This is a genomic window from Methylobacterium sp. Gmos1, assembly GCF_053764715.1.
The window spans coordinates 1-22,379 of record NZ_JBSNCC010000023.1 but is presented as its reverse complement, the minus strand read 5'-3'; the positions used below and the strand labels follow the sequence as shown (position 1 = coordinate 22,379).

General features: G+C 71.6%; 19 protein-coding genes and 1 pseudogene. 12 read left to right on the top strand and 8 right to left on the bottom strand.

Annotation, left to right across the window (positions count from 1 at the left end; translation table 11 throughout):
- The first annotated feature begins 11 nt into the window (after positions 1-11).
- Both ACS5PV_RS28225 and ACS5PV_RS28220 read left to right on the top strand, forming a co-directional pair.
- Positions 12-1,280, top strand: coding sequence for an MSMEG_0569 family flavin-dependent oxidoreductase (locus ACS5PV_RS28225; protein ID WP_455398647.1), 1,269 nt, complete (start codon positions 12-14; stop codon positions 1,278-1,280).
- 272 nt (positions 1,281-1,552) lie between these two features.
- Positions 1,553-2,014 carry a hypothetical protein gene (locus ACS5PV_RS28220; protein WP_455398646.1) on the top strand — a complete coding sequence of 154 codons (462 nt, stop codon included), beginning with the start codon at positions 1,553-1,555 and terminating at the stop codon, positions 2,012-2,014.
- A 35-nt stretch (positions 2,015-2,049) separates the two neighbouring features.
- Here the strand turns inward: ACS5PV_RS28220 and ACS5PV_RS28215 are convergent, their stop codons facing one another.
- On the bottom strand, positions 2,050-2,259 hold the full coding sequence (locus tag ACS5PV_RS28215; RefSeq protein WP_455398645.1) for a hypothetical protein: 210 nt from the start codon (positions 2,257-2,259) through the stop codon (positions 2,050-2,052).
- Positions 2,260-2,366: 107 nt separating this feature from the next.
- Between ACS5PV_RS28215 and ACS5PV_RS28210 the strand changes: the two genes are divergently transcribed.
- The gene (locus ACS5PV_RS28210; protein ID WP_455398644.1) at positions 2,367-3,821 is read left to right on the top strand and encodes an 8'-apo-carotenoid 13,14-cleaving dioxygenase; all 1,455 of its coding nucleotides are present in this window, start codon (positions 2,367-2,369) and stop codon (positions 3,819-3,821) included.
- Between the two features lie 161 nt (positions 3,822-3,982).
- Here ACS5PV_RS28210 and ACS5PV_RS28205 read toward each other — a convergent pair whose 3' ends face one another.
- Positions 3,983-4,618: a class I SAM-dependent methyltransferase gene (locus ACS5PV_RS28205; protein ID WP_455398698.1), complete on the bottom strand. Its 636-nt coding sequence runs from the start codon at positions 4,616-4,618 to the stop codon at positions 3,983-3,985.
- Between the two features lie 284 nt (positions 4,619-4,902).
- A complete protein-coding gene (locus tag ACS5PV_RS28200; protein ID WP_455398643.1) occupies positions 4,903-5,835 on the bottom strand; it encodes a LysR family transcriptional regulator in 933 nt (310 codons plus the stop codon).
- A gap of 127 nt (positions 5,836-5,962) precedes the next feature.
- Between ACS5PV_RS28200 and ACS5PV_RS28195 the strand changes: the two genes are divergently transcribed.
- The 6 genes from ACS5PV_RS28195 to ACS5PV_RS28170 all read left to right on the top strand — a co-directional run bounded on the left by ACS5PV_RS28195 (position 5,963) and on the right by ACS5PV_RS28170 (position 12,856).
- On the top strand, positions 5,963-6,919 hold the full coding sequence (locus ACS5PV_RS28195; RefSeq protein ID WP_455398642.1) for a hydroxymethylglutaryl-CoA lyase: 957 nt from the start codon (positions 5,963-5,965) through the stop codon (positions 6,917-6,919).
- Complete coding sequence (locus ACS5PV_RS28190; RefSeq protein ID WP_455398641.1) at positions 6,916-8,226, top strand: CaiB/BaiF CoA transferase family protein; 1,311 nt, start codon at positions 6,916-6,918, stop codon at positions 8,224-8,226. The genes ACS5PV_RS28195 and ACS5PV_RS28190 overlap by 4 nt, the downstream gene beginning before the upstream one ends.
- A gap of 148 nt (positions 8,227-8,374) precedes the next feature.
- Positions 8,375-9,850, top strand: coding sequence for an MFS transporter (locus ACS5PV_RS28185; RefSeq protein ID WP_455398640.1), 1,476 nt, complete (start codon positions 8,375-8,377; stop codon positions 9,848-9,850).
- 172 nt (positions 9,851-10,022) lie between these two features.
- Positions 10,023-11,123, top strand: coding sequence for a 4-hydroxyphenylpyruvate dioxygenase (gene hppD / locus ACS5PV_RS28180; RefSeq protein ID WP_455398639.1), 1,101 nt, complete (start codon positions 10,023-10,025; stop codon positions 11,121-11,123).
- Positions 11,124-11,139: 16 nt separating this feature from the next.
- Positions 11,140-11,529 carry a Rieske (2Fe-2S) protein gene (locus ACS5PV_RS28175; RefSeq protein ID WP_455398638.1) on the top strand — a complete coding sequence of 130 codons (390 nt, stop codon included), beginning with the start codon at positions 11,140-11,142 and terminating at the stop codon, positions 11,527-11,529.
- A gap of 376 nt (positions 11,530-11,905) precedes the next feature.
- The gene (locus tag ACS5PV_RS28170; RefSeq protein WP_455398637.1) at positions 11,906-12,856 is read left to right on the top strand and encodes an aliphatic sulfonate ABC transporter substrate-binding protein; all 951 of its coding nucleotides are present in this window, start codon (positions 11,906-11,908) and stop codon (positions 12,854-12,856) included.
- Positions 12,857-13,100: 244 nt separating this feature from the next.
- On the opposite strand, the gene ACS5PV_RS28165 is transcribed toward ACS5PV_RS28170, so the two are convergent.
- On the bottom strand, positions 13,101-15,266 hold the full coding sequence (locus ACS5PV_RS28165; RefSeq protein WP_455398636.1) for a helicase-related protein: 2,166 nt from the start codon (positions 15,264-15,266) through the stop codon (positions 13,101-13,103).
- 358 nt (positions 15,267-15,624) lie between these two features.
- Between ACS5PV_RS28165 and ACS5PV_RS28160 the strand changes: the two genes are divergently transcribed.
- The 3 genes from ACS5PV_RS28160 to ACS5PV_RS28150 all read left to right on the top strand — a co-directional run bounded on the left by ACS5PV_RS28160 (position 15,625) and on the right by ACS5PV_RS28150 (position 18,250).
- Entirely contained in the window at positions 15,625-16,284 is a 660-nt protein-coding gene (locus tag ACS5PV_RS28160) for a carboxymuconolactone decarboxylase family protein (RefSeq protein ID WP_455398635.1), read from the top strand.
- A 102-nt stretch (positions 16,285-16,386) separates the two neighbouring features.
- On the top strand, positions 16,387-17,145 hold the full coding sequence (locus ACS5PV_RS28155) for a class II aldolase/adducin family protein (protein WP_455398634.1): 759 nt from the start codon (positions 16,387-16,389) through the stop codon (positions 17,143-17,145).
- Positions 17,146-17,242: 97 nt separating this feature from the next.
- Positions 17,243-18,250 (top strand): fumarylacetoacetate hydrolase family protein, encoded by a 1,008-nt coding sequence (locus ACS5PV_RS28150; RefSeq protein ID WP_455398633.1) that lies wholly within the window; start codon positions 17,243-17,245, stop codon positions 18,248-18,250.
- 103 nt (positions 18,251-18,353) lie between these two features.
- Here ACS5PV_RS28150 and yjfF read toward each other — a convergent pair whose 3' ends face one another.
- The 4 genes and pseudogenes from yjfF to ACS5PV_RS28130 form a co-directional block, all read right to left on the bottom strand.
- Positions 18,354-19,376: a galactofuranose ABC transporter, permease protein YjfF gene (yjfF, locus tag ACS5PV_RS28145; protein WP_455398632.1), complete on the bottom strand. Its 1,023-nt coding sequence runs from the start codon at positions 19,374-19,376 to the stop codon at positions 18,354-18,356.
- On the bottom strand, positions 19,373-20,362 hold the full coding sequence (locus tag ACS5PV_RS28140; RefSeq protein WP_455398631.1) for an ABC transporter permease: 990 nt from the start codon (positions 20,360-20,362) through the stop codon (positions 19,373-19,375). The genes yjfF and ACS5PV_RS28140 overlap by 4 nt, the downstream gene beginning before the upstream one ends.
- Positions 20,362-21,903: a sugar ABC transporter ATP-binding protein gene (locus ACS5PV_RS28135; protein ID WP_455398630.1), complete on the bottom strand. Its 1,542-nt coding sequence runs from the start codon at positions 21,901-21,903 to the stop codon at positions 20,362-20,364. The genes ACS5PV_RS28140 and ACS5PV_RS28135 overlap by 1 nt, the downstream gene beginning before the upstream one ends.
- A gap of 25 nt (positions 21,904-21,928) precedes the next feature.
- A pseudogene (locus ACS5PV_RS28130) lies at positions 21,929-22,258 on the bottom strand (sugar ABC transporter substrate-binding protein); the annotation flags it as partial.
- Positions 22,259-22,379: the final 121 nt, after the last annotated feature.

Here is a 22,379-nt window from a genome sequence, read left to right as displayed (position 1 = left end):
GAGCCAGCGCCATGTCGTCGACGATCCGCCACGTCCCCGTCGCCGTCGTCGGCGGCGGGCAGGCCGGCCTCTCGGTCAGCTATCACCTGAAGCAGCACGGCATCGCGCATCTCGTGTTCGAGGCGAGGACGGCCGCGCATGCCTGGGCGACGCAGCGCTGGGACACGTTCTGCCTCGTCACGCCGAACTGGCAGTGCGACCTGCCGGGCCACCGCTACGATGGGCCGGACCCGGACGGGTTCATGAGGAAGGACGAGATCGTCGCCTACCTCGACGCCTTCGTCGCCAAGGTGGACCCGCCGATCCGCGAGGGCGTGGCGGTCACCCGCGTCGAGCGACGCCGGGACGGCCCGTTCTCGGTCGCGACGTCCGAGGGCGATTACACCGCCGACGCGATCGTCGTCGCCTCGGGCGGCTACCACACCCCGATCGTCCCGCGGATGGCCGAGAGGCTGCCGGGCACGATCACGCAGATCCACTCGAACCAGTACCGCAACCCGGCCCAGCTCCCCGAGGGCGAGGTGCTGGTGGTCGGCTCCGGCCAGTCGGGCGCGCAGATCGCCGAGGACCTGCACCTCGCCGGCCGCAATGTGCACCTCGCGGTCGGCGACGCGCCCCGCTGCGCCCGGTTCCATCGCGGCCGCGACGTCGTCACCTGGCTCGCCGACATGGGCTATTACGAGAAGACCGTCGACGACCACCCGCTGCGCGACCGCGTCCGCGACAACACCAACCACTACGTGACCGGCCGCGACGGCGGCCGCGACATCGACCTGCGCCGCTTCGCGCTCGAGGGCATGAGGCTCTACGGCGTCCTGGAGGATTACCGGGACGGCCGCCTGCACTTTCGCGACAACCTCGCGCGCTCGCTCGACCAGGCCGACAAGACCTACAACGGCATCAACGCGGCCATCGACACGTACATCGCCGAGCAGGGCATCGAGGCTCCGCCGCAAGCGCCCTACGCCCCGGTCTGGGAGCCCGGCGCGCCGGTCACCCGGCTCGCCCTCGACGGGTCCGGCATCACGAGCGTCGTCTGGTGCATCGGCTTCACGCCGGACTTCCGCTGGCTCGACGCCCCGGTGTTCAACGGCGCCGGCCACCCCCGGCACGAGCGGGGCGTCACGCGGGAGGACGGCCTCTACTTCGTCGGCCTGCCCTGGCTCCACACCTGGGGCTCGGGCCGCTTCGAGGCGGTTGGTCGCGACGCCGAGCACATCGTGCAGGTGATCCGCGCGCGCCTCGGTGCCGAGCGGCCCGCCCTGCGGGCCGCGGTCTGAAACGGCCTGCCCGTCCGGCTTCGCGGCCCGTCGCCGGATCGATGCGTCCCGGTCGGCACGGGGGGAGAACCGGGCCGGCTACCATGCCTTGGCCGATGGGGCGATCCGCGTCGAGGCGGCTACCGCGTCGGGAGCAAACGAGCGAAGCTGTATCAGGGCCACGCGAATGCCTCGCCGGCTCAGGAAGAAGCGCGATGCTAATGTCTCAGCGTGTCGAGGGGTCGGAGCCGTCAGGCTTCGTTCACGACGAAATGGAGAGCACCACGGCGAGGGTGGGGCGTGCGACGGAGGCGGACATCGCCGCGGCCTTCCTGATCGAGGTCATGGGGGAGGACGTCGCGGCCGCGTTCTTCGCGCGGTTCGGCGGCGTGATGGCGGATGCCTGCCGCCGCGCGGACGATCTCGCTCACATCCATCGCGCCGCGGACGAGCCCGAGACCGAGTTGCCCGCAAGCCAGGTACGGCGCATCGAGCTCAGCCCCGGCGCCCCCTCCGCGGACGACGAGCCGCGCATCGCGGCCCTGGCCGCGAGGATCGCGCGCGGACACGAACACGCCTCCATCGTTGTGAGGGCGCGGCCGGAGGCCGACGCCTCGCCTCCCTACGACCTGATCGCGGGATGGGACGAGTTCCGGGCCCGCGTCGACGTCCTGGCCCGCACGACGGTACCGGTCCGCATCTCGCCCCCGGTCCCGCCCGAGACCCTCGCGCTGTTCGACGGCTCGGACGCCTGACCAACCGGCCTCCCGGCGCGCGCGGGATGCGCCGCCTATCGCAGGGTCGGCGATTCGCCGGGCTTCAGGTGGGGGTCGCCCCCGTCGGGGCCGGTGAGGGCGACGTGATCGTTCAGGCGTCCGAGGTGTTCGAAGACGTGCTCGAAGGCGCTCACGACCGCCCGCTCGAAGGAGCCGTCGCCCTTGCCCGCTGCATCCTTGAGGGCACTGAGCAGGGCGCGGTGCTTTTCGGTATCCTCGGACATGCCATTCTCCCGGACCGGCACGAGCGCCGCCTCGGGGAGCCAAGATCCATGATCGCCTCCGGTTCCTTCGCACCACCGATGACGGGCCCATCCGGGGATCGCCGCTGATGGCGGGCCGGGTCCGATCCGCGCTGCGCGCCACCGCCGAGGCCGGAATCGGCCTGTGGGCGGCCTGCAACCGGCTGCGCCTGCCCGGGACGCGCAATCCCTTCGTGGTCGGCGTCCACGCGCCGATGCGCGCGGAGCTGACGCTCACGAACCTGCCGGTCACCGGGACGATCCCGCCCGGCCTCGACGGACTTTATCTGAAGATGGGGGCCAACCCCGTCCGCCCGGCGACCCGCGGCCACGACTGGTTCCTCGGCGACGGCATGGTGCACGGTCTCGCGATCGAGGGCGGCCGGGCGGCGTGGTACCGCAACCGCTGGATCGGCTCGCGCAGCGCCGCCGCGGCGCTCGGGCGGCCGGCCGCGCCCGGGCCCCGTCGGGGCGACGACACCGTCAACACCAACGTCGTCGAGATCGGCGGCCGGATCTTCGCGGTCGTCGAGGCCGGCAGCGTCCCCGTCGAGCTCTCGCGGAACCTGGACGAGCAGCGCTACAATCCGTTCGACGGGACGCTCGCCGGGTCCTTCACCGGGCATCCCCACCGCGATCCCTCGACCGGCGAGACCCACGCGATCGCCTATGACGGGCGCGTCTGGGACAGCGTCCGCCACGTCGTCCTCTCGCCGGCCGGGCAGGTCGTGCGGGACGTGCCCGTGGCGGTCGAGCACGGCCCCTGCATCCACGACTGCGCGATCACGGCGCGCTTCGCGATCGTGCTCGATTTGCCGGTCACGTTCTCCTTCCGGGCCTTGCTCGCCGGGTACCGCTTCCCGTTCCGCTGGAATCCCGGCCATCAGGCCCGCGTCGGCCTGCTCGCCCGGCAGGGCGGCGGTACCGAGATCCTGTGGTGCGAGGTCGAGCCCTGCTTCGTGTTCCACACCGCCAACGCCTATGACGACGCCGACGGGCGGGTGATCCTCGACGTCGTCGCCTACGACACGGTGTTCACCGCGGTCGCTGGCGGCTTCGACGGCCCGGGCCGGCTCGAGCGCTGGACGATCGATCCCGCGACGCGGCGGGTGGCGCGGCGGGTGCTCGATCCGGCGGCGCAGGAATTCCCCCGCATCGACGAGCGGCGCCTCGGGCGACGTCACCGCATCCTCTACACGGTCAGCGTGCCGCCCGACGGCAACACGCAGCTCGCCGGGGCGACGCAGATCTACCGGCACGATCTGGAGACGGGCGAGCGCCGCGTGCACGAGTTCGGTCCGGGCCGGATCCCGGGGGAATTCGTCTTCGTGCCGGCGCATCCCGGGGCGGGCGAGGACGAGGGCTGGCTCGTCGGATTCGTCATCGACGCCGCGCGCGACACGACGGATTTCGCGATCCTCGACGCGCGTGCGTTCGAGGCCCCGCCCGTCGCCACGATCCGCCTCGGGCACCGGATCCCACCGGGCTTCCACGGCAACTGGTTCCCGGCCCGCGCCGCGGCCGAGGACGGCACCCGGCCTTGACGCCCGGGGCGACCGGCTCGACCCCGCGGGAGCGTCCGCCGGAGCCGGCCTAAGCAGATTTCGCCGAAGTGGTTGCCGGTTCGGCGCCAAAAATCTGCGGTAAAACAAGAACCTAAGCGGGCGAAGCGTTGGCCTGCCAACGCAAGTCTGCTTAGGGCCGCTCACGCCGCGGCTGTCCAGCCGATCACCGCCGTCATCGGGTCGCCGGGGCCGCCCTCGGGTCGCAGGGCCCATGCCTCGATGCGGGGAAAGCCGGCACGTTCGAGATAGAGGCCGACGAGTTCGGCCCGTCCCGCGGCGTCGAGACCGTGCCAGACCGCCACCGCCTTCGTCGGAAAGCAGCGATTCGAGAACGAGATCACCACCGGGGCGCCGGGGCGCAGCACGCGGGCGACCTCCGAGAGCACGGCCACGGGTTGCTGCAGGTACTGCACCGAGACGCAGATCAGCGCGGCGTCGAAGCTCGCGGGAGCGAAGGGCAGCTGCGGCGCGGCGTTGAGGTCCTGCACGACGTACCGGGTCAGGCGCGGGTTGGCGGCGAGTTCAGCCGCGTTCAGGCCGTGGCCGACGACGCCCGCATAGGCGACCTCGTCCGGCAGGTGGCTGACCCAGCTCGACATCAGGTCGAGGACGTCGCCGCCCGCCGGGACGATCTCCCGGTACAGGTCGGTCACCGCCGCGATCGCGGCGGCGTCGATATGGGTCACGAAGCGGGGTTCGGCGTAGAACAGGGGATCGGGATTGCGATCGAACTTCGCGAACGCCTGCGGCGGCAGGTCCGGCAGATCCTGGGTCATCGTCGTCTGGGCCATGGTCGGGTGGGCCTCCGGGCCAAAGCGGCGCGCCGACCGCGCGGGACGGCGCATGAACCGCAGGTCGACGCGAGAGTAGGGAGCGCCCGGCGGCCACCCAGGGCCGGTGTCCAAGTTGCCGCAATCGCACGATGCCGCAGACGGCGCTCCTCCTTCCCCGGCGGCCCGCGAGAAGGGGAGCGGGACGATTCGTTCCGCCATCGACCGCGCGCATCGGGACGTCCATCGGCGGCAGCCGGTCCCGCAAGGCCCTGCCCGGTCGCTGCCGTTCAGCTCTGCGGCCTGGAGGCCGGTTCCCGGACCGCCCGATCCATCAGGTGGTCGGAGAGGATGCGGGCTGGTCCCGGCAGGGTGCTCGCCGCCCGCGCCACGAGCCGCAGCTGCCGCAGCGCCCACGGCTCGTCGATGGCGATCGCGCGCACGCCGAACCTGTCGAGATAGGGAGCGATCATCCGGTCCGGCATCACGTTCACCGCGAGGCCGGCGGCGACGAGGCGGCGGGCGGCGTCCATCGAGGTGACGCGGTAGCGGTAATCGGGCCTGCGCCCGAGCTCCTGGGCCGCCTCCGTCAGGAGCAGGGACAGCGCCCCGATCTCCAGGACGTCGACCAGGGGATGCTCCACCACCTCGCTGAAGCGCAGGGTCGCGCGGTCGGCGAGCGGATGGTCGCGCGCGACGATGGCGAGCAGCCGGTCCTCGCGCCAGGGCCGCGCCTCCAGGCCGGCGGGGATCCGCGCGTTGGTGGTGACGATGCCGATGTCGGCCCGCCCCTCGATCAGTTCCTGGAGGATCGCGGCGCTCGTCAGCTCGCGCAGGTCGACGACGATGCGCGGGTAGAGGCGCGCGAAGACGGCGAGGCGCTCGGCGAGGTCGTGCCCGCCGATGCTGGAGGCGGTGGCAAGCAGCCGCACGGTGCCGGCGCCGCCGGCCGCGAAGGCGTCCATGTCCTCCTCCAGCCGGCGCGCGAGGTCGATGAGGCCCCGGGCGTGGCGCGCGAACACCTCGCCGGCCGCCGTCGCGACGATGCCGCGGGCGTGCCGCTCGACGAGCCCGACCCGGGCCCGGGCCTCCAGCACCTGGATGCGCTTGGCCGCCGCCGAGTTGGCGATGCCGCATCGCTCGGCCGCCTTGGCGATGCTGCCGAGCTCGAGGGCGGTCAGGAACAGCCGCAGGCTCGTCCAGTCCGGCTGCCAGGTCATCATGGCGCTGCTCCCCTGATGACCGGCCATAGCATCCGCCAACTGCGGACCCAGGCCCCGTCAATGAGCGATTCTCGTCCGCATCATACGGAGTTACCCCCGGATCAAGAAGAGATCGGGTGAGGAAGCGATGGTCACAGACGGAGAACGCCCCGTCGTCGCTGTTCGCGAGGTCGGTCCTCGGGACGGGTTGCAGATGGCGAAGTCGGTCATGCCGACCGCCGCGAAGCTCGCCTGGATCGACGCCGTGGCGGCGTCAGGCGTGACCGGGATGGAGGTGGCGAGCTTCGTGCCCCCCCACCTCATGCCCCAGATGGCCGATGCCGCCGAGGTGACCCGGACGGCGCGACAGCGCTACCCGGCCCTGACCGTGGTCGCCCTCGCGCCGAACCTGCGGGGCGCGCAGAACGCCGCCGCGGCCGGCGCGCAGGTCGTCGTCGTCCCGGTCTCGGCGAGCGAAGCCCACAGCCGCGCCAATGTCCGCCGCTCGCGCGAGGAGCAGGTCGCCGAGGTCGCCCGGATCGTCGAGGCGCTCGGGTGCGACCGGCCGCGGATCGAGGCGGGGATCTCCACCGCCTTCGGCTGCTCGCTGCAAGGTGCGGTTCCCGAGGACGACGTGGTGCGCCTGGGAGCCGCGCTCGCGGAAGCCGGCGCCGACATCGTCAGCCTCGCCGACACCCTCGGCTACGCCGCGCCCGCGCAGGTCAGGCGGCTGGTCCGCCGCCTGCGCCGGGAGATCGGCACGGAGCGCCTGGGCCACCTCCACCTGCACGACACCCTCGGGACGGCCCTCGCCAACGCCTATGCGGGTCTGGAGGAGGGCGTGCGCGGCTTCGACGGGGCGCTCGGGGGCTTGGGCGGCTGCCCCTTCGCGCCCGGCTCGGTCGGCAACGCGGCGACCGAGGACCTCGTCTACCTGCTCGAATCGGAAGGCTTCGACACCGGGATCGACCTCCCGGCCCTCATCGCGGCGCGGGCGCTGCTCGCCGAGCTGCTGCCCTCCGAGCGCCTGCACGGGCGCGTCGCCGCCGCCGGCATCCCGCGCACCTACCGGCACGCCGCCCCATCCCCGGACACCGCCCGATGACCGCCCTCGAGGACGACGCCATGTTCCACTCCCCCCAGGCCACGGGCGCGAGCCGTCTGCCCGAGAGCCGTCTTCCCCTTGCCGGCATCCGGGTCATCGAGTTCAGCCACATGGTGATGGGGCCGAGCTGCGGGATGATCCTCGCCGATCTCGGCGCCGACGTGATCAAGATCGAGCCCGCTCCGGGCGGCGACAACACCCGGCGCCTGACCGGGCCGGCGGTCGGCTTCTTCTCGGCCTTCAACCGCAACAAGCGCAGCCTGTGCGTCGACCTGAAGTCGCCGGACGGCCTCGCCCTGGTGCGCCGGCTCGCCGCCGACGCCGACGTGCTGGTGGAGAACTTCCGCCCCGGCGGCATGGCGAAGATGGGCCTCGGACTCGAGGCGCTCCAGGCCGACAACCCGGGCCTCGTCTACTGCTCGCTCAAGGGCTTCCTGCCCGGGCCCTACGAGCACCGCGCGGCCCTCGACGAGGTCGTGCAGATGATGGGGGGACTGGCCTACATGACCGGCCCGCCCGGGCGCCCCTTGCGCGCCGGCTCCTCGGTCAACGACATCATGGGCGGGCTGTTCGGCGCGCTGGCGGTGGTCGCGGCCCTGCGCGAACGCGACCGGACCGGGCGCGGTGGCCTCGTCCAGTCCGGCCTGTTCGAGACCAACATGGTGCTGGTGGCCCAGCACATGGCCCGCACCGCCGTCGAGGGCTGCGACCCGACGCCGTTCGGCGATCCCGAGATGAAGAAGCCCTGGCCGCTCTACGACATCTTCGACACCGCCGATGACGGCCAGGTCTTCGTCGGCGTCGTCACCGAGACGCAGTGGCGAGCGTTCTGCAAGGCCTTTGGGCTCGACGACCTCACGCGGGACCCGGACCTCGCCGGTATGGCGGCCCTCGCGGCGGCGCGTCCCCGCATCCTCGCCCGGGTCGGCGGGGTGTTCGCGACGCTCACCAAGGCCGAGCTGATGGCGCGCTGCGAGGCACTGGGCCTGCCGTTCTCGCCGATCAACCGGCCCGGCGACCTGTTCGAGGATCCCCATCTCCTCGCCTCCGGCGGCCTCCTGCCGACCGACCTGACCCGGGCCCGGGACGACGCCGCCTTCCGGCCGGCGGCGGAGAGCGCGGGCCTGCCTGGCCTGCCGATCTCGCTGTTCGACGGCCGCCCCGGCCTCACGCGCCAGCCGCCGCGGGTGGGCGAGCACGGGCGGGACATCGCCCGCGAGGCGGGGCTCGGCGAGGCCGAGGTTGCGGCACTGATCGCGGCCGGCATCCTGGTGGCACCGGCGGTCAAAGTTCCCGAGACGGTCTGACCGTCGAACATTCGGCAAGCTCTCAGCAAATCAACGACGACGAGCAAAGAATACAAGGCTCGAATAATCGGGCAGGACATCCCTCATAAACACGTGCGGTCGAGCAAAGGGCGGCGAACAGTCCGGATCGACTTGTCAGGAGGAAACCTTGAAAGCCATCTCCGCCTACGACATCGCGGCGATCGCCGACGCGGCGGCACCGCCGCAGAGCGCGGCCGGCGCCGCCGCCATCTCCGCCCGGCTCGACCGGCTCCCGGCCTCCCGCCCGGTCTGGCGGGTGGTGGTGCTCATCAGCCTCGGGCTGTTCTTCGAACTCTACGACCTCTTCCTCACCGGTTACGTGACGCCGGGCCTCGTCAAGGCCGGCATCCTCAGCGCCAAGGCGTCGTCGCTGGCCGACGCCACCTCGCCCTGGCACTTCCTGACGCTGATGTTCTCCGGCCGGGCGAGCTTCATCGCCGCCCTGTTCTCGGGCCTGTTCCTCGGCACGCTGTGCTGCGGTTTCCTGGCCGACCGGTTCGGCCGCAAGGCGGTCTTCACCTGGTCGCTGCTGTGGTACTCCGCCGCGAACGCCATCATGGCGTTCCAGTCCACCGCCTTCGACGTCAACCTCTGGCGCTTCATCGCGGGCCTCGGCATCGGCGTCGAGATCGTCACGATCGGCACCTACATCACCGAACTGGTGCCCAAGCACATGCGCGGGCGCGCCTCGGCCCTGTCGCAGGCGATCGGCTTCACCTCGGTGCCGCTGGTCGCCTTCCTGTCCTACCTGCTGGTGCCGACGGCTCCGCTCGGGTTCGACGGCTGGCGCTGGGTCGTGCTGTTCGGCGCAGGCGGCGCCCTGGCGATCTGGTGGGTTCGCCGCGCGCTGCCCGAGAGCCCGCGCTGGCTTGCCGGCAAGGGACGCATCGCCGAGGCCGACGCGATCCTGTCGCGCCTCGAGGACAAGGTGCGCCGCGAGACCGGCCGCCCGCTGCCCGAGCCCGAGACGGCCGTGGCGCCTGCGGCCGCCGGCACGGAGGTGTTCGGCGACATCTGGAAGGCGCCCTACCGCCGGCGCACCGTGATGATGCTGGTGTTCCACGTCTTCCAGACGGTCGCCTATTACGGCTTCGCCAACTGGGTGCCGTCCCTGCTGATCAAGCACGGCATCACCGTCACCACGAGCCTCGGCTACACCACCATCATCGCGCTCGCCGCCCCGGTCGGCCCCCTGCTCGGGCTCCTCGTCGCCGACCGCTACGAGCGCAAGACCGTGATCCTCGCCATGGCGGGCATCATCGTGGTGGCGGGCCTCGCCTTCTCGCAGCAGACCGAGATGCTCGGGATCCTGATCTCCGGCCTCGTCATCACGCTCGCCGCCAACACCCTGTCCTACACCTACCACGCCTACCAGGCCGAACTCTATCCGACCCGCATCCGCGCCCGCGCCGTCGGCTTCGTGTATTCCTGGAGCCGGTTCTCGGCGATCTTCACGGCGTTCATCCTCGAATACCTGCTGAACCACTCCGGCGTGACCGGCGTGTTCCTGTTCACCTCGACCTGCATGGCGATCACCATGCTGGCGGTCGGATGGCTCGGGCCGCGCACCACTGACGTCTCCCTCGAGGCGCTGTCGAAGTGATCCGCGGGACCGGACGCATCCCGCCCGGTCCCCACGAATGCACGATCCTCGCGCGAAAGAGCCGTCTGACGCGCGATCCACCCGCACGAGCCGGTCCGGCAAGCCGAAGTTGCGCAGATCGCGCGGAGCGCCCCGGCTACAATTGTCCGCACGAGCCCTTCAGGAGGACGACATGGGTCCCTTCCCGCACGACGCCCCGCCCGCCACGATCAGCGCCCACAACCCGGCCGGCACCGACGGCTTCGAGTTCGTCGAGTTCGCCCACCGCGACCCGGCGGTGCTGGGCAAACTGTTCGAGAGCATGGGATTCACCGAGGTGGCGCGCCACAAGAGCCGCGACATCTCGCTCTATCGCCAGGGCGACATCAACTACGTCGTCAACCGGGAGCGCGACGGACATACCGGCGGCTTCGTCGATGCGCACGGCCCCTGCGCCGCCGCCATGGCCTGGCGGGTCGTCGACGCGCAGCACGCCCTCAAGCGCGCGGTCGAACTCGGCGCCACCGAGTATACCGGCGCCGACAAGACGATCGACGCGCCGGCGGTCTACGGCATCGGCGGCTCGCTGCTCTACTTCGTCGACCGCTACGGCGCGAAGGGCTCGCCCTACTCGGACGACTTCGACTGGCTCGGCGAGGCGGACCCGAAGCCCTTCGGCGTCGGCTTCTACTATCTCGACCACCTGACGCACAACGTCCGGCGCGGCAACATGGACACCTGGTACAAGTTCTACGCCGAGACGTTCAACTTCCGCGAGATCCGCTACTTCGACATCTCGGGCAAGCTCACCGGCCTGACCAGCCGGGCGCTGACCTCGCCCTGCGGCAAGATCCGGATCCCGATCAACGAGAGCGCCGACGACAAGAGCCAGATCGAGGAGTACCTCAACGAGTACAAGGGCGAGGGCATTCAGCACGTTGCCGTCGCGACGAACGACATCTACGCCTCGACCGACGCCATCGCCGCGCGCGGGCTCCAGTTCATGCCCGGCCCGCCGGACATCTACTACGCGCGCTCGCAGAAGCGGGTCAGCGGCCACACCGAGCCGCTCGACAAGCTGAAGAAGCACGGCATCCTGATCGACGGCGAGGGCGTAGTCGACGGCGGCATGACCCGCATCCTGCTCCAGATCTTCTCGAAGACGGTGATCGGGCCGATCTTCTTCGAGTTCATCCAGCGCAAAGGCGACGACGGCTTCGGCGAGGGCAACTTCAAGGCCCTGTTCGAGTCGATCGAGGAAGACCAGATCCAGCGCGGCGTGCTGACCGCGTAAGGTCGGAGCGATCCCGATGGGTGATTACCGGGACCTGCCGGGCGCGCCGCCGATCGGGGCGGTGCTCGCCGAGGCCGCGAGCCTCGACTCGACGGGCGTCCTCGCCGTCGAGATCGACAGCGGGGACGGGGCCTTCCCGATCCTGCTGGTCAAGGGCGCGGACGGGCCGGCCGCCTTCGTGAACCTGTGCCCGCACCGCGACCTGCCGCTCACCTACCGCAGCAGCGCGGTCCTGAGCGCCGACGGCACGCTCGTGCGCTGCTCCAACCACGACGCGGCCTTCCGCATCGACGACGGGCACGGCGTCGACGGCCTGGCGCAGGGCTGCGCGCTCGACGTCATCCCGATCACCATCGACGCGGGCGGCATGATCCGCGTCGACGATCCGGGCCGGGCCACGGCCTGACCGCACCGTCGGCCCACGGGTACAGCACGAGGCCGTGATGCCGATACAGGACCATCCGGCGCTGGAGGGCGCGCCGATGCGCGTGAGCGCGATCACGCCCGGCTGCTGCTTCGTGTAAACGAACCGGTGTTCGCCGCCGCTCACACATGGCGAGGCGGGCCGTGTCGTGGGGGGGTCGGTTCGTCGATGTCGGGCGCCCGGCCGACCGCCATGCTGCCTGCATGGAGCGAACATCCGGGAGCGGTCCTGGACAATCGGATCCGGCGTGAGCCGCGGCGAAGCTTGACTTTGGCCAACGGTGATCTGTAGGCGCCGACGTCCCGCTGACGCGGCGCGAACGCTTCCGCGCCCCGGTCCTGCCGAAGGAGTCGATCCGATGCCGACCACCCGCCGGTCCCTGCTCGCGGGCCTCGCCGCCTCGGCCGCCCTCGGTCGCCCCGCCCGCGCCGCCGCTCCGCTGCGCATCGGGTACCAGCGCTCCTCGACGCTGATCGCGCTGCTGCGCCAGGACGGGAGCCTGGAGCAGGCCCTGTCGGCGCAGGGCGTCGGCCTGTCCTGGCATGAATTCACCAGCGGCCTGCCGATCATGGAAGCCCTCAACGCGGGCTCGATCGACGTCTCGGCCGACGTCGCCGATACGGTGCCGGTCTTCGCGCAAGCGGCCGGCGCGCGCATCACCTACATCGCGCAGGAGGCGGCCTCGCCCGAGGCGCAAGGAATCCTGGTGCCGAAGGATTCAGGCCTGCGTTCCGTGGCCGACCTCAAGGGCAAGCGGATCGCCGTCACCAAGGGAGCGGGCAACCACTTCCTGGTCCTGGCCGCGCTCAAGGAGGCCGGCCTGTCCTTTCGCAGCATCGTGCCGGCCTACCTGAGCCCGGCCGACGGGCGGGCCGCGCTGGAGAGCGGGGGCGTCGAGGCCTGGGCGGCCTGGGATCCGTTCCTGACCGCGGCGCAGGCCCAGGCGGGCGCGCGCATCCTGCGCGACGGGACCGGGCTATCGCTCTACAAGCGCTACTACCTCGCCGCCGACGCTTACGTGGCGGCGAACGGACCGGTGCTCGACCTCCTCTTCGGCAAGCTGGCGCAGACCGGGGCCTGGGTGAAGGCGAACCCGGCCGAGGCCGCCGCGCGGCTCGCCGCGCTCTGGAAGCTCGATCCCGAGATCGTGCTGCGGGCGAACGCCCATCGCAGCTACCGCGTCGAGCCCGTGACCCGGGAAGGGCTCGCCGAGCAGCAGACGATCGCCAATGCGTTCCGGGCCGAGGGGCTGCTGCCGCGCGCCGTCGACACCGCAGCCCTCGGGATCTGGGCGCCCCCCGCCCGCTGATCGATCCGCCCCTCCCTGATGGGCCGCAAGCATCTCGTCCGGTCTTCGGGAAAAATCCCGTCGCTCCGGCCAGAAGTCGCGCATCCACGCTGAACAAGGCGGGCGTGGATCGCGGCATCTGGACGACCAGGACCGTCGGGTTCCTTCATCCGCGGCCTGGCCTTCGGGGCAGGCCGCCGCGTCCGTTGCGGCGCAACCGCGCCCGGCAGGCGGATCGGCGAAGGATCGCGGCCCAGACCACGCCTCACCCGCGCGATCCGCGCGGCGCCTTTCCTGCCGCGACCCGGCGCGAGCGGCGCTCGACGCGGCGCGTCGCGGTCTCGCGCAGGTGCGCCTCGATGGCGCCGTTGGCCTGGCCGCGCATCGCCCGGGTCGCCTCGACGTCGTCGAAGGTCTCGGGGAAGCGGCGCGACAGCCACAAATAGGCGCTGGCGAGCTTGACCGTGCGCTCCTGATAATCGAGCTCGCCGTGCAGGTTCGCCCGCAGGGCCGGCACGCCGGCGCCTGCCGCCCGGGCCTGGGTCCAGCGCTCCAGCACCGCCATCGCGACGTCGTCGCGCCGGTCGACCGGGCAGACCGAGAACACGAACTTCTCCCGGATCGGCAGGCGCGCCCGGTCGACCAGCCGCGCGACGTCGAGGATCTCTTCGAGCGCGGAGGGCTGGAACGGCGAGCCGTCGTAGAAGGTGGCGCGGGCGAAATGCGCCAGCACCTCGCGCAGGCTGTCGGTCCCCATCTCCTCCGCCACCGAGGTGATCGCCTGGAGGTCGGGCCGGACGAAGAATCGGGTGTCGGCGGCCGGCGCCGTCGGCGCTCCGGCGAGCGCGGTGCGCAAGGGCACGACGCCGTCCTCCTCGCAGGCCGCGACGTAGCCGACGTCCTGATGGCCGAAGCGGCCCGCCCGGCCGGCGATCTGCCGGATCTCGGAATTCGTCAGCGCACGCTCGCCGGTGCCGTCGTACTTGCGCACCGCCGAGAACACCACGCGTTTGAGCGGACCGAGGTTCAGGCCCATGCCGATCGCGTCGGTGGTGACGAGCACGTCGGCCTCGCCGGTGCGGAAGCGCGCGGCCTCGGCCCGGCGCACCTCCGGCGAGAGCGCGCCGTAGATCGTCGCGACGCGGTGGCCGGCCGCCACCAGGATCTCGCGGTTCTCGTGCACGGCCCGGCGCGAGAAGGCGACGACGGCGTCGCCCGGCTCGACGTTCTCGAGCGGCACCGGCTGCTCCAGGAGCACAAGCGGCGTCTTGCGCACGAAGGGCACCACCTCGAGCGACTCGCCCGCCGCCTCGGCCGCCCGGCGGACATAGGCGAGGGCGTCGTCCGAGCCGCAGACGATCACGGTCTTGGCCGGCACGCCGAACAGCGCGTTGGTCCAGGCCCAGCCGCGGTCGGGATCGGCGAGCATCTGGATCTCGTCGATCACCGCGACCTCGACCGGGCGAGTCAGGTCCGCGGTCTCGATGGTGCGCGCGGTATGGGTCGGGCCGGCCTCGCCGAGCACCTCCTCGCCCGTGACCATGCCGGCGTGCAGGCCCCGCTCCAGAAGCGTCTCGTAGTTCTCGAGCGCGAGCAGGCGCAAGGGCGCCAGATAGGTGCCGGTCGCCGCCTCGGTGAGAACCTTCAGCGCGGCGTAGGTCTTGCCCGAGTTGGTCGGCCCCATGTGGAACACGATGCGCCGGCCGAGCCGGCGCGCCGCGGCGAATTTCTCGATATAGGCGCCGAAGCCGACCCGGTCGCGCAGGCGCCGCAGCCGCGAATCCTGGTGCGCCACCACCCGCGCGCGCTTGCGCACCGGCGTGAGGGTCTGGAACAGCGACCGGCCGAGCTCGTCGGTGAGCGGGAAGGGGCGGGAGCGCAGGGAGCGGTCGAGCTGGGCGAGATAGGCCGAGGCGTCGGCCCCGACCTCACGCAGGTCGAGGCGAACCTGCTCGCGCAGGTGCTCGACCGGACGGCGCAGATCGTCGGCCGCCCTGGCCGCTCCCTGCGCCACCGCGGCGCGCAGGTCGTCGAGCCGCCAGCGCGGGTCGTTGCGGTGCGCCATGCCGCGCAGGATCCCGGCGGTCTCCGCGTCCGGCGGCGCGTCGATCCGCAAGGCCAGGCGGTCGTCGTCGAGGAGCGGGATCGTGGCGCGCACGCTCCAGGTGATGGCGCCGCCGTCCGAGACGGCGGCCCGCAGCGCCGGCACGGTGCGTTTCAAGGCCTCGACGCCGGTCTCCGCGAAGGCGCGCTCGGCCTTCATCGCCCGAAGGGCCCGCGCGACCCGGGTGTCGTCGGCCTCGCCGTTGAACTCGGGCAGGCCGAGCCGGCCCCGCAGGGCCTCGAGATCGACCGAGCGCGGCGGCAGTCCCAAGCGCGCGACGATCTCGCTCAGGATCTCGATCGTGGGTCGGACGCGCCTGCGTGCCACGGCTTCTCGCTCCTTTCGGCCCCGCTCGGGCGGCGGGGGCTGTCGCCCCGCAGACGGCGCTCTCACCGACAATCTAAGCGGGTGAGCCCGGCCGAACAGGGCGGGGCCGCGCCGTTGACAGGGTCGTGCACACGATTCGCGAAGGACGCGGACGGGGATTTCCAGGCGCTGGCATTCTCCTTCCCGCGCGATGCACCAGATCACGTCACGATCGCGCTGCAATCGTGAAATGCTCTAAGTCCTTGTTTTGCCGCATATCTGCGACGAACCAGTATCCACTTCGTCGGAAAATGCTCTAACTGAACCAGGAGAGCCGGCCGCCGACGACAACGAGCGCCGGCCCGAGGGAGGATGATCGATGAGGCGACGGACGATCGGCGGCCTCGCGCTGCTCGGAATGATGACGCTCGGCGGCGGGCTCGCGCTCAGCCAGTCGTCCGGTCCGGCCTCCGGCCGGGAGCCGCGCTTTCCCCAGCTCACCCTCGACGGCTTGAACGAGCGGCAGCGCCCGCTCGGCGAGAAGATCCTCAAGATCTCCAGCGTCGGGCTCGCCGGCCCCTACAACCCGATGATCCGCAGCCCCGAGATGGCGCAGCGGATGTACGACCTCCTCGACTACCTGCGCTGGCACACCTCCGTGCCGACGCGGCTCAACGAGTTCGCCATCCTGATCCAGGGGCGGCTGTGGCGCTCGCAGGTCGAGTGGTTCGCCCACTATCCCCTCGCCCTCAAGGCCGGGCTGTCGGAGGAGGTCGCCGCCGACCTCAAGGCCGGCCGGCGCCCGCGCGGCATGAAGCCCGACGAAGAGGCGGTCTACGACTTCTGCATGGAGCTCTCGACGAAGCACGCGGTCTCCGACGCGACCTTCGCCCGGGCAAAGGCGGTGCTGGGCGAGCAGGGCGTCGTCGACCTCACGGCGCTCTCGGGCACTTACGTCACGGTGGCGATGCTCCTGAGCATGGCCGAGGAGGGCGTCCCGCCCGGCAAGGAACCGCCGTTCAAGCCCGGCGAGCCGTGACGGTCGGGGCGGGTTGACTCGACCGGGGATTTCCCGATCCTCGCGCGACAACACGAATGGGCGGCCCGAGCGCGCGAGCGCGGCCGCCGCGCGGGAGGAGCCATGAGGCTGGTCGGAGCGGCCGCCGCCGCGTGTCTCCTTATGGGCGCCTGGCTCGGCGGGGACGGAGCCTGCGCGCAATCCCCCACCGGCGTGCCGCCGGCTCTGGTCGAGGATCTGGTGGCGGCAAGCCGCATCCTGGCCGATCAGGGCGTCGTCGACGGCTTCGGCCATGTCAGCGTGCGCCATCCGGGCGACCCGAAGCGGTTCCTGATGTCGCGCTCGGTCGCCCCGGCCCTCGTCACGCCCGACGACGTCATGGAGTTCGACCTCGACGGCAACGCGATCGACCCGCGCGGGCGCGCGGTCTTCCTCGAGCGCTTCATCCACGCCGAGATCTACCGGGCGCGGGCCGACGTGCAGGCGGTGGTCCACAGCCACTCGCCGTCGGTGATCCCCTTCGGCATCGCCTCAGTGCCGCTGCGCGCGACCTACCACATCGCGGCCATCCTGGCGGCCGGCGTGCCGGTCTTCGACATCCGGGCGGCCGCCGGCGCGACCGACCTCCTGGTGCGCGACCCCGCCCTCGGGCGGGCGCTGGCCGCGAGCCTCGGCGACAAGGCCGTGGCCCTGATGCGTGGGCACGGCGACGTGGTGGTCGGCCCGACCCTGCCGATGGCGGTGTTCCGCGCCGTCTACACCGAGGTCAACGCCCGCATCCAGGCTCAGGCGATGGCGCTCGGCGGCCCGCTCGTCTTCCTCGACCCTGAGGAGGGCGAGAAGGCGGGCCGCGCCCTCGACCAGATCCATCTCAGGGCCTAGGAGCTGTGGAAGCGGAACGTGACCGAGGCGTCGCGAGGCGCGGCGCCCGGGACACGGTGAACGGACACGACAAGAAGAGACACGGGAGGAGACCCCAATGCAGACGGATCGTCGCGACTTCCTGAAGGGCGCGGCTGGCCTGGGCGCCGTCGGCCTGGCAGCCAATGCCAGCGCGGCCGCCCCGGCGGCGGCAGCCCCCGCCGCCTTCGAGATGCCGCGGGGCCTCACCCTGCTCAACATGCGGCGCGAGGGCGGCTACGGCCTCGGGGTGAAGACCGAGCGCGGCATCCTCGACGTGACGGCGGCGGCGGCCGCCCTGAACCTGCCGGCCCCGGCCGACATGGACGACCTGTTGCAGAACGGGAAGGGCGGCCAGCTCAACGCGGTGGTCGGGGCGGCCGGGCGCGGCGGCGCCCACCTGCTGCGCGAGGAGGCGGTGCAGTACGCTCCGCTCGTCACCCGGCCCGAGAAGATCATCATGATGGGGTTCAACTACCGGCACCACGCCGCCGAGACCGGAACCCCGATCCCCAAGGACCCGCCGCTGTTCAACAAGTACAACAACGCGCTCAACCATCACGGCGGCACCATCAAGCTGCCGACCGCGGTCGCCCGCGAGTTCGACTACGAGGTCGAGCTGGTGATCGTGTTCGGGCGGGAATGCGCCAACGTGTCGGAGGAGCAGGCGCTCGACTACGTCGCGGGCTACGCCACCGGCAACGACTTCAGCGCTCGCGATCTCCAGACCCTGACCTCGCAGTTCATGATCGGCAAGACGGCCGACGGGTTCGCGCCGCTCGGGCCCTACCTCGTCACCAGCGACCTCGTGAAGGACCCAAACAACCTGCGGCTGGAGACCCGGGTCAACGGCGTCCAGCGCCAGGACTGGAACACCAATGACATGATCTTCAACTGCCGGCAGCTGATCAGCTTCGCCTCGAAGATGATGACGATCAAGCCGGGCGATATCTTCTATACCGGAACGCCGCAGGGGGTGATCTTCGGCGAGAAGATCCCGCGAGCCGAGCGCCGGTGGCTCAAGGCCGGCGACGAGATCGCCTGTAGCCTGGAAGGCCTGGGCGAGCTGCGGTTCCGGCTCGCGTGAGCGACGGGGTCGTAGTGGTCTTGCCGAGCGACGACGGGATCTCTCGCCGGGGGCCATCGGCGGCAACGGGTCAGGACCGGGACGCTGACAGCTGTCCCGAACCCTAAGGCAGCGCCCGGGCGGAAAGGGGAGGGGGTGCCGGCGCCGTGCGGGCCGTGTCCCGGCCCGGGCGGCGGGCCCGGCGTGCAACGACGGACAGGCCCTGCTGGAGGGCGATGAAGACGAACAGCAGCGCGCCGGTCGCGATCTTGGCCCACCAGCTCGACAGTGTGCCGTCGAAGGTGATGTAGGTGCCGATCAGGGCCTGGATCATCACGCCGAGGAAGGTGCCGACCATCAGGCCCTGGCCGCCGGTGAGCAGCGTGCCGCCGATCACCACCGCCGCGATGGTGTCGAGCTCGACCCCGACCGCCGAGAGCGAGGTGCCCGACGAGGTGTAGAGCGAGAACACGATGCCGGCGAGCCCCGCGAGCGCGCTCGACAGGGTGTAGATCGCCACCGTCCGGGCGCCGACGCGCAGGCCCATCAGCCGGGCCGAGACGCGGTTGCCGCCGAGCGCGTAGGCCGCCGTGCCGAAGCGCGTCAGGTGCAGCAGGATGCCGCCGCCGACGAAGACGGCGAGCAGGATGCCGGCGACGACCGTGAGCCGTCCGCCGCCGGGCAGGCGCAGGCTTGCCTCGCTCACCGCCTCGTAGAGCGGCGCGGTGATCGGGATCGATTCCGTCGAGAGGAGGAAGCTCGCGCCGCGCGCGAGGAACATGCCGGCCAGCGTCACGATGAAGGGGGGCAAGTCGAGGGCGGCGATGATCCACCCCATCGCCGCCCCGAAGGCGGCGGCGATGACGAGCGCCAGGGCGAAGGCGGCGAGCGGCGGCAGGCCCCAGCGCTCGATGGCGATGGCGAGGAAGACGCTGGTGAAGCCGATCACCGAGCCGATCGACAAATCGATGCCGCCCGAGACGATCACGATCGTCATGCCGACCGCGACGATGCCCAGGAAGGCGCTGTCGGTGAGGAGGTTACCGACGACCCGCGTCGACAGGAAGGCCGGGAACTGCGCCGCGCAGAGCCCGTAGCCCGCCGCGAAGACGAGGGCCGTGACGAGGACGGGCAGGTAGCGGCTCATCGGGTCCTCCGCCGGACCAGGAGCGACAGGCCGGCGAGCCGAGGCGACTGGACGAGGAGCACGGCGAGCACCACCACCGCCTTGACGAGGAGGTTCGTCTCCGCCGGAAACCCCGACAGCAGGATGCCGGTGTTCATCGCCTGGATGATGAAGGCGCCGAGCACCGCGAGCGGCACGCTGAAGCGCCCGCCGAGGAGCGAGCTTCCCGCGATCACCACCGCGAGGATCGCGTCGAGCTCGAGCCACAGCCCGGCATTGTTGGCATCGGCGCCGAGGATGTCGGCGGTGGCGACGAGGCCGGCGAGCGCGGCGCAGAACCCGCTCCAGACATAGACGGCGAGCGTCGTCGTGCGGGTGCTGACGCCGGCGAGCGCGCTCGCCCGCGCATTGGCCCCCGTGGCCTCGATGAGGAGGCCGAGTGCCGTGCCGCGCACCACCAGCACCGTGATGGCGAGGACGCCGAGGGTGAGGACGACCGGGGCGGGCAGGCCGAGCACCGCGCCGTTGCTGAGGGCGGCGAGGCCCGGGGCCGTGAAGGTGACGATGCGCCCTTCCGTCAGCAGCTGCGCGATGCCGCGTCCCGCCACCATCAGGATCAGCGTCGCGATGATCGGCTGGATGCCCAGCACCGCGACGAGGAAGCCGTTCCAGGCCCCGCACAGGATCCCGGCGCCGAGGGACGCGGCGAGGACGACGGGCAGGGCGTGCGCGTCGGCGAGGCTCGCGGCAACCGCGCCTGCGATCGCCATGACGGCGCCGACCGACAGGTCGATGCCGCGGGTCGCGACGACCAGCACCATGCCGATGGCGAGGAGCGCCACCGGCGCACCACGGTTGAACACGTCGATCAGGCTGCCGAACAGCCGCCCGCCCTGCATCCGCAGGTCGAAGAATTGCGGCGAGACGAGCCAGTCGACGAGGAGCACCGCCGCGAAGGCGAGGACCTGCGGGGCGCCGCGCTGGAAGCGCAGGGAGGGGGCTGGCATCAGGCGGCCTCCGCGGCCTCGTCGCCGGCGATCGCCTTCAGGATGGCGGTGACGTCGACGGCGCCGGCCTCGAGGGTGGCGATCTGGGCCCGGTCGCGCATCACCACGACCCGGTCGGCGTAGGTCACGATCTCCTCGAGCTCGGAGGAGATGACGACGAGGGCGAGCCCCTCGTCGCAGAGCCGGCGGATCAGTCGGATGATCTCGGCATGCGCGCCGACGTCGATGCCGCGGGTCGGCTCGTCGAGGATCAGCACGCGCGGCTCGGTGGCGAGCCAGCGGGCGAGCAGCGCCTTCTGCTGGTTGCCGCCCGAGAGGAGCCCGATCGGCCGCTCGGGATCGGGCGGGCGGATGTCGAGCATGGCGATGTAGCGGCGCGCCAGCGCCTCCTGCTCGCGCCGCGGGATCGGGCGGAACGGCCCCCGCCTCGCCTGGAGCGCCAGGACGATGTTCTCGCGCACGCTCAATTCGGCGATGATGCCTTCCGTCTTGCGCTCCTCCGGGCAGTAGCCGAAGCGGTGGCGGATCGCGTCGCGGGGGGTGCGCAGCCGCGTGGGCGCGCCGTCGATGCGGGCCTCGCCCGTCTGCGCCACTTCTGCGCCGAAGAGGAGGCGCGCGGTCTCGGTGCGGCCCGAGCCGAGGAGGCCCGCGAGGCCGACGACCTCGCCGCGCTTCAGCGTCAGGTCAAAGGGCGCGACGTAGCCGGGTTTCCCGAATCCTTCGTAGACCGCGACCGCCGCTCCCTCGGTGGCGGGACCGTGCCGGTCGGCGTGGCCCGTCCCGACTGTCGCCTCGCTCAGCTCGCGCCCGAGCATCGCCTCGATGAGCTTCATCCGCGGGAGCGCACCGGTCTCCCAGGAGCCGACGAGCCGGCCGTTGCGCAACACCGTGATCCGGTCGGTCACCGCGTAGACCTGGTCGAGGAAGTGGGTGACGAAGACGATCCCGAGGCCCCGCGCGGCGAGGCGGCGCATGACCCGGAACAGGATCTCGACCTCGTGCGCGTCGAGGCTCGCCGTCGGCTCGTCGAGGATCAGCACCCGCGCCGACAGGTCGACGGCGCGCGCGATGGCGACGAGGTGCTGTACCGCGACCGAGTGGTCGCCGAGCGGCGCGCCGGCGTCGATCGCGAGGTCGAATTCGGCGAGCAGCGCGGCGGCGCGCCGGCGCATCTCGCGGTGGCGCACGAGGCCGAGCCGGGTCGGCTCGCGGCCGAGGAAGAGGTTCTGCGCCACCGAGAGGTTCGGCAGCAGGTTCACCTCCTGGTAGACGGTGGCGATGCCGGCGGCTTGCGCCGCTTCCCCCGAGCGCGGCGCGATGGCCGTGCCGTCGAGCTCCACCGTCCCGGCATCGCGCGTCACGATGCCGGTGACGGTCTTGATCAGCGTCGACTTGCCGGCGCCGTTCTCGCCGAGGAGCGCGTGGATCTCGCCTGCCCTGAGCGTCAGGTCGACGCCCGACAGGGCGGGAAAGCCCGCGAAGCTCTTCGTGAGGCCGCGGACCGCGAGGAGCGGTGCGGCGTCGTCCTGCCCTGGGAACATGCGTTCGGATCCGCGACGCGCGACGTCAGTAGCCGAGGCCCTTCTTCGCGTCGTAGACCTTCTGCGGGTCGTCGGCGGGGGTGAAGAGCTTCGATTCCGTCTGGATCCACTTCGGCGGGACGGTGCCCTTGGTCTTGTAGGCGAGGACGGCGTCGAGGGCCGGGCCGGCCATGTTCGGGGTCAGCTCGACGCTGGCATTGGCATCGCCCGCCATCATCGCCTTGAAGATGTCCGGCACGCCGTCGATCGAGACGGTGAGGATGTCCTTGCCGGGCTTGAGGCCTGCTTCCTTCATGGCCTGGATCGCGCCGACCATCATGTCGTCGTTGTGGGCGTAGACGGCGCAGATCGACTTAGAGCGCCTAACAGAACGGCACGATTGGGTCGGTTGGGCGTTGGGGTGGTATGGCTCGCCCGCTTCTCCCTGACGATCTCTGGGCTGCGATCGCCCCCCTTCTGCCGCCGCACCCGCCTCG

What these genes read in the sequence shown, in the direction of transcription:
- ACS5PV_RS28205 (WP_455398698.1), bottom strand. Translation starts at nt 4,618, where the DNA reads ATGACCCAGGATCTGCCGGACCTGCCGCCGCAGGCGTTCGCGAAGTTC.
- ACS5PV_RS28225 (WP_455398647.1), top strand. Translation starts at nt 12, where the DNA reads ATGTCGTCGACGATCCGCCACGTCCCCGTCGCCGTCGTCGGCGGCGGG.
- ACS5PV_RS28155 (WP_455398634.1), top strand. Translation starts at nt 16,387, where the DNA reads ATGAGGCTGGTCGGAGCGGCCGCCGCCGCGTGTCTCCTTATGGGCGCC.
- ACS5PV_RS28215 (WP_455398645.1), bottom strand. Translation starts at nt 2,259, where the DNA reads ATGTCCGAGGATACCGAAAAGCACCGCGCCCTGCTCAGTGCCCTCAAG.
- yjfF (WP_455398632.1), bottom strand. Translation starts at nt 19,376, where the DNA reads ATGAGCCGCTACCTGCCCGTCCTCGTCACGGCCCTCGTCTTCGCGGCG.
- ACS5PV_RS28135 (WP_455398630.1), bottom strand. Translation starts at nt 21,903, where the DNA reads ATGTTCCCAGGGCAGGACGACGCCGCACCGCTCCTCGCGGTCCGCGGC.
- ACS5PV_RS28150 (WP_455398633.1), top strand. Translation starts at nt 17,243, where the DNA reads ATGCAGACGGATCGTCGCGACTTCCTGAAGGGCGCGGCTGGCCTGGGC.
- ACS5PV_RS28140 (WP_455398631.1), bottom strand. Translation starts at nt 20,362, where the DNA reads ATGCCAGCCCCCTCCCTGCGCTTCCAGCGCGGCGCCCCGCAGGTCCTC.
- ACS5PV_RS28190 (WP_455398641.1), top strand. Translation starts at nt 6,916, where the DNA reads ATGACCGCCCTCGAGGACGACGCCATGTTCCACTCCCCCCAGGCCACG.
- ACS5PV_RS28170 (WP_455398637.1), top strand. Translation starts at nt 11,906, where the DNA reads ATGCCGACCACCCGCCGGTCCCTGCTCGCGGGCCTCGCCGCCTCGGCC.
- ACS5PV_RS28200 (WP_455398643.1), bottom strand. Translation starts at nt 5,835, where the DNA reads ATGATGACCTGGCAGCCGGACTGGACGAGCCTGCGGCTGTTCCTGACC.
- ACS5PV_RS28195 (WP_455398642.1), top strand. Translation starts at nt 5,963, where the DNA reads ATGGTCACAGACGGAGAACGCCCCGTCGTCGCTGTTCGCGAGGTCGGT.
- hppD (WP_455398639.1), top strand. Translation starts at nt 10,023, where the DNA reads ATGGGTCCCTTCCCGCACGACGCCCCGCCCGCCACGATCAGCGCCCAC.
- ACS5PV_RS28175 (WP_455398638.1), top strand. Translation starts at nt 11,140, where the DNA reads ATGGGTGATTACCGGGACCTGCCGGGCGCGCCGCCGATCGGGGCGGTG.
- ACS5PV_RS28210 (WP_455398644.1), top strand. Translation starts at nt 2,367, where the DNA reads ATGGCGGGCCGGGTCCGATCCGCGCTGCGCGCCACCGCCGAGGCCGGA.
- ACS5PV_RS28160 (WP_455398635.1), top strand. Translation starts at nt 15,625, where the DNA reads ATGAGGCGACGGACGATCGGCGGCCTCGCGCTGCTCGGAATGATGACG.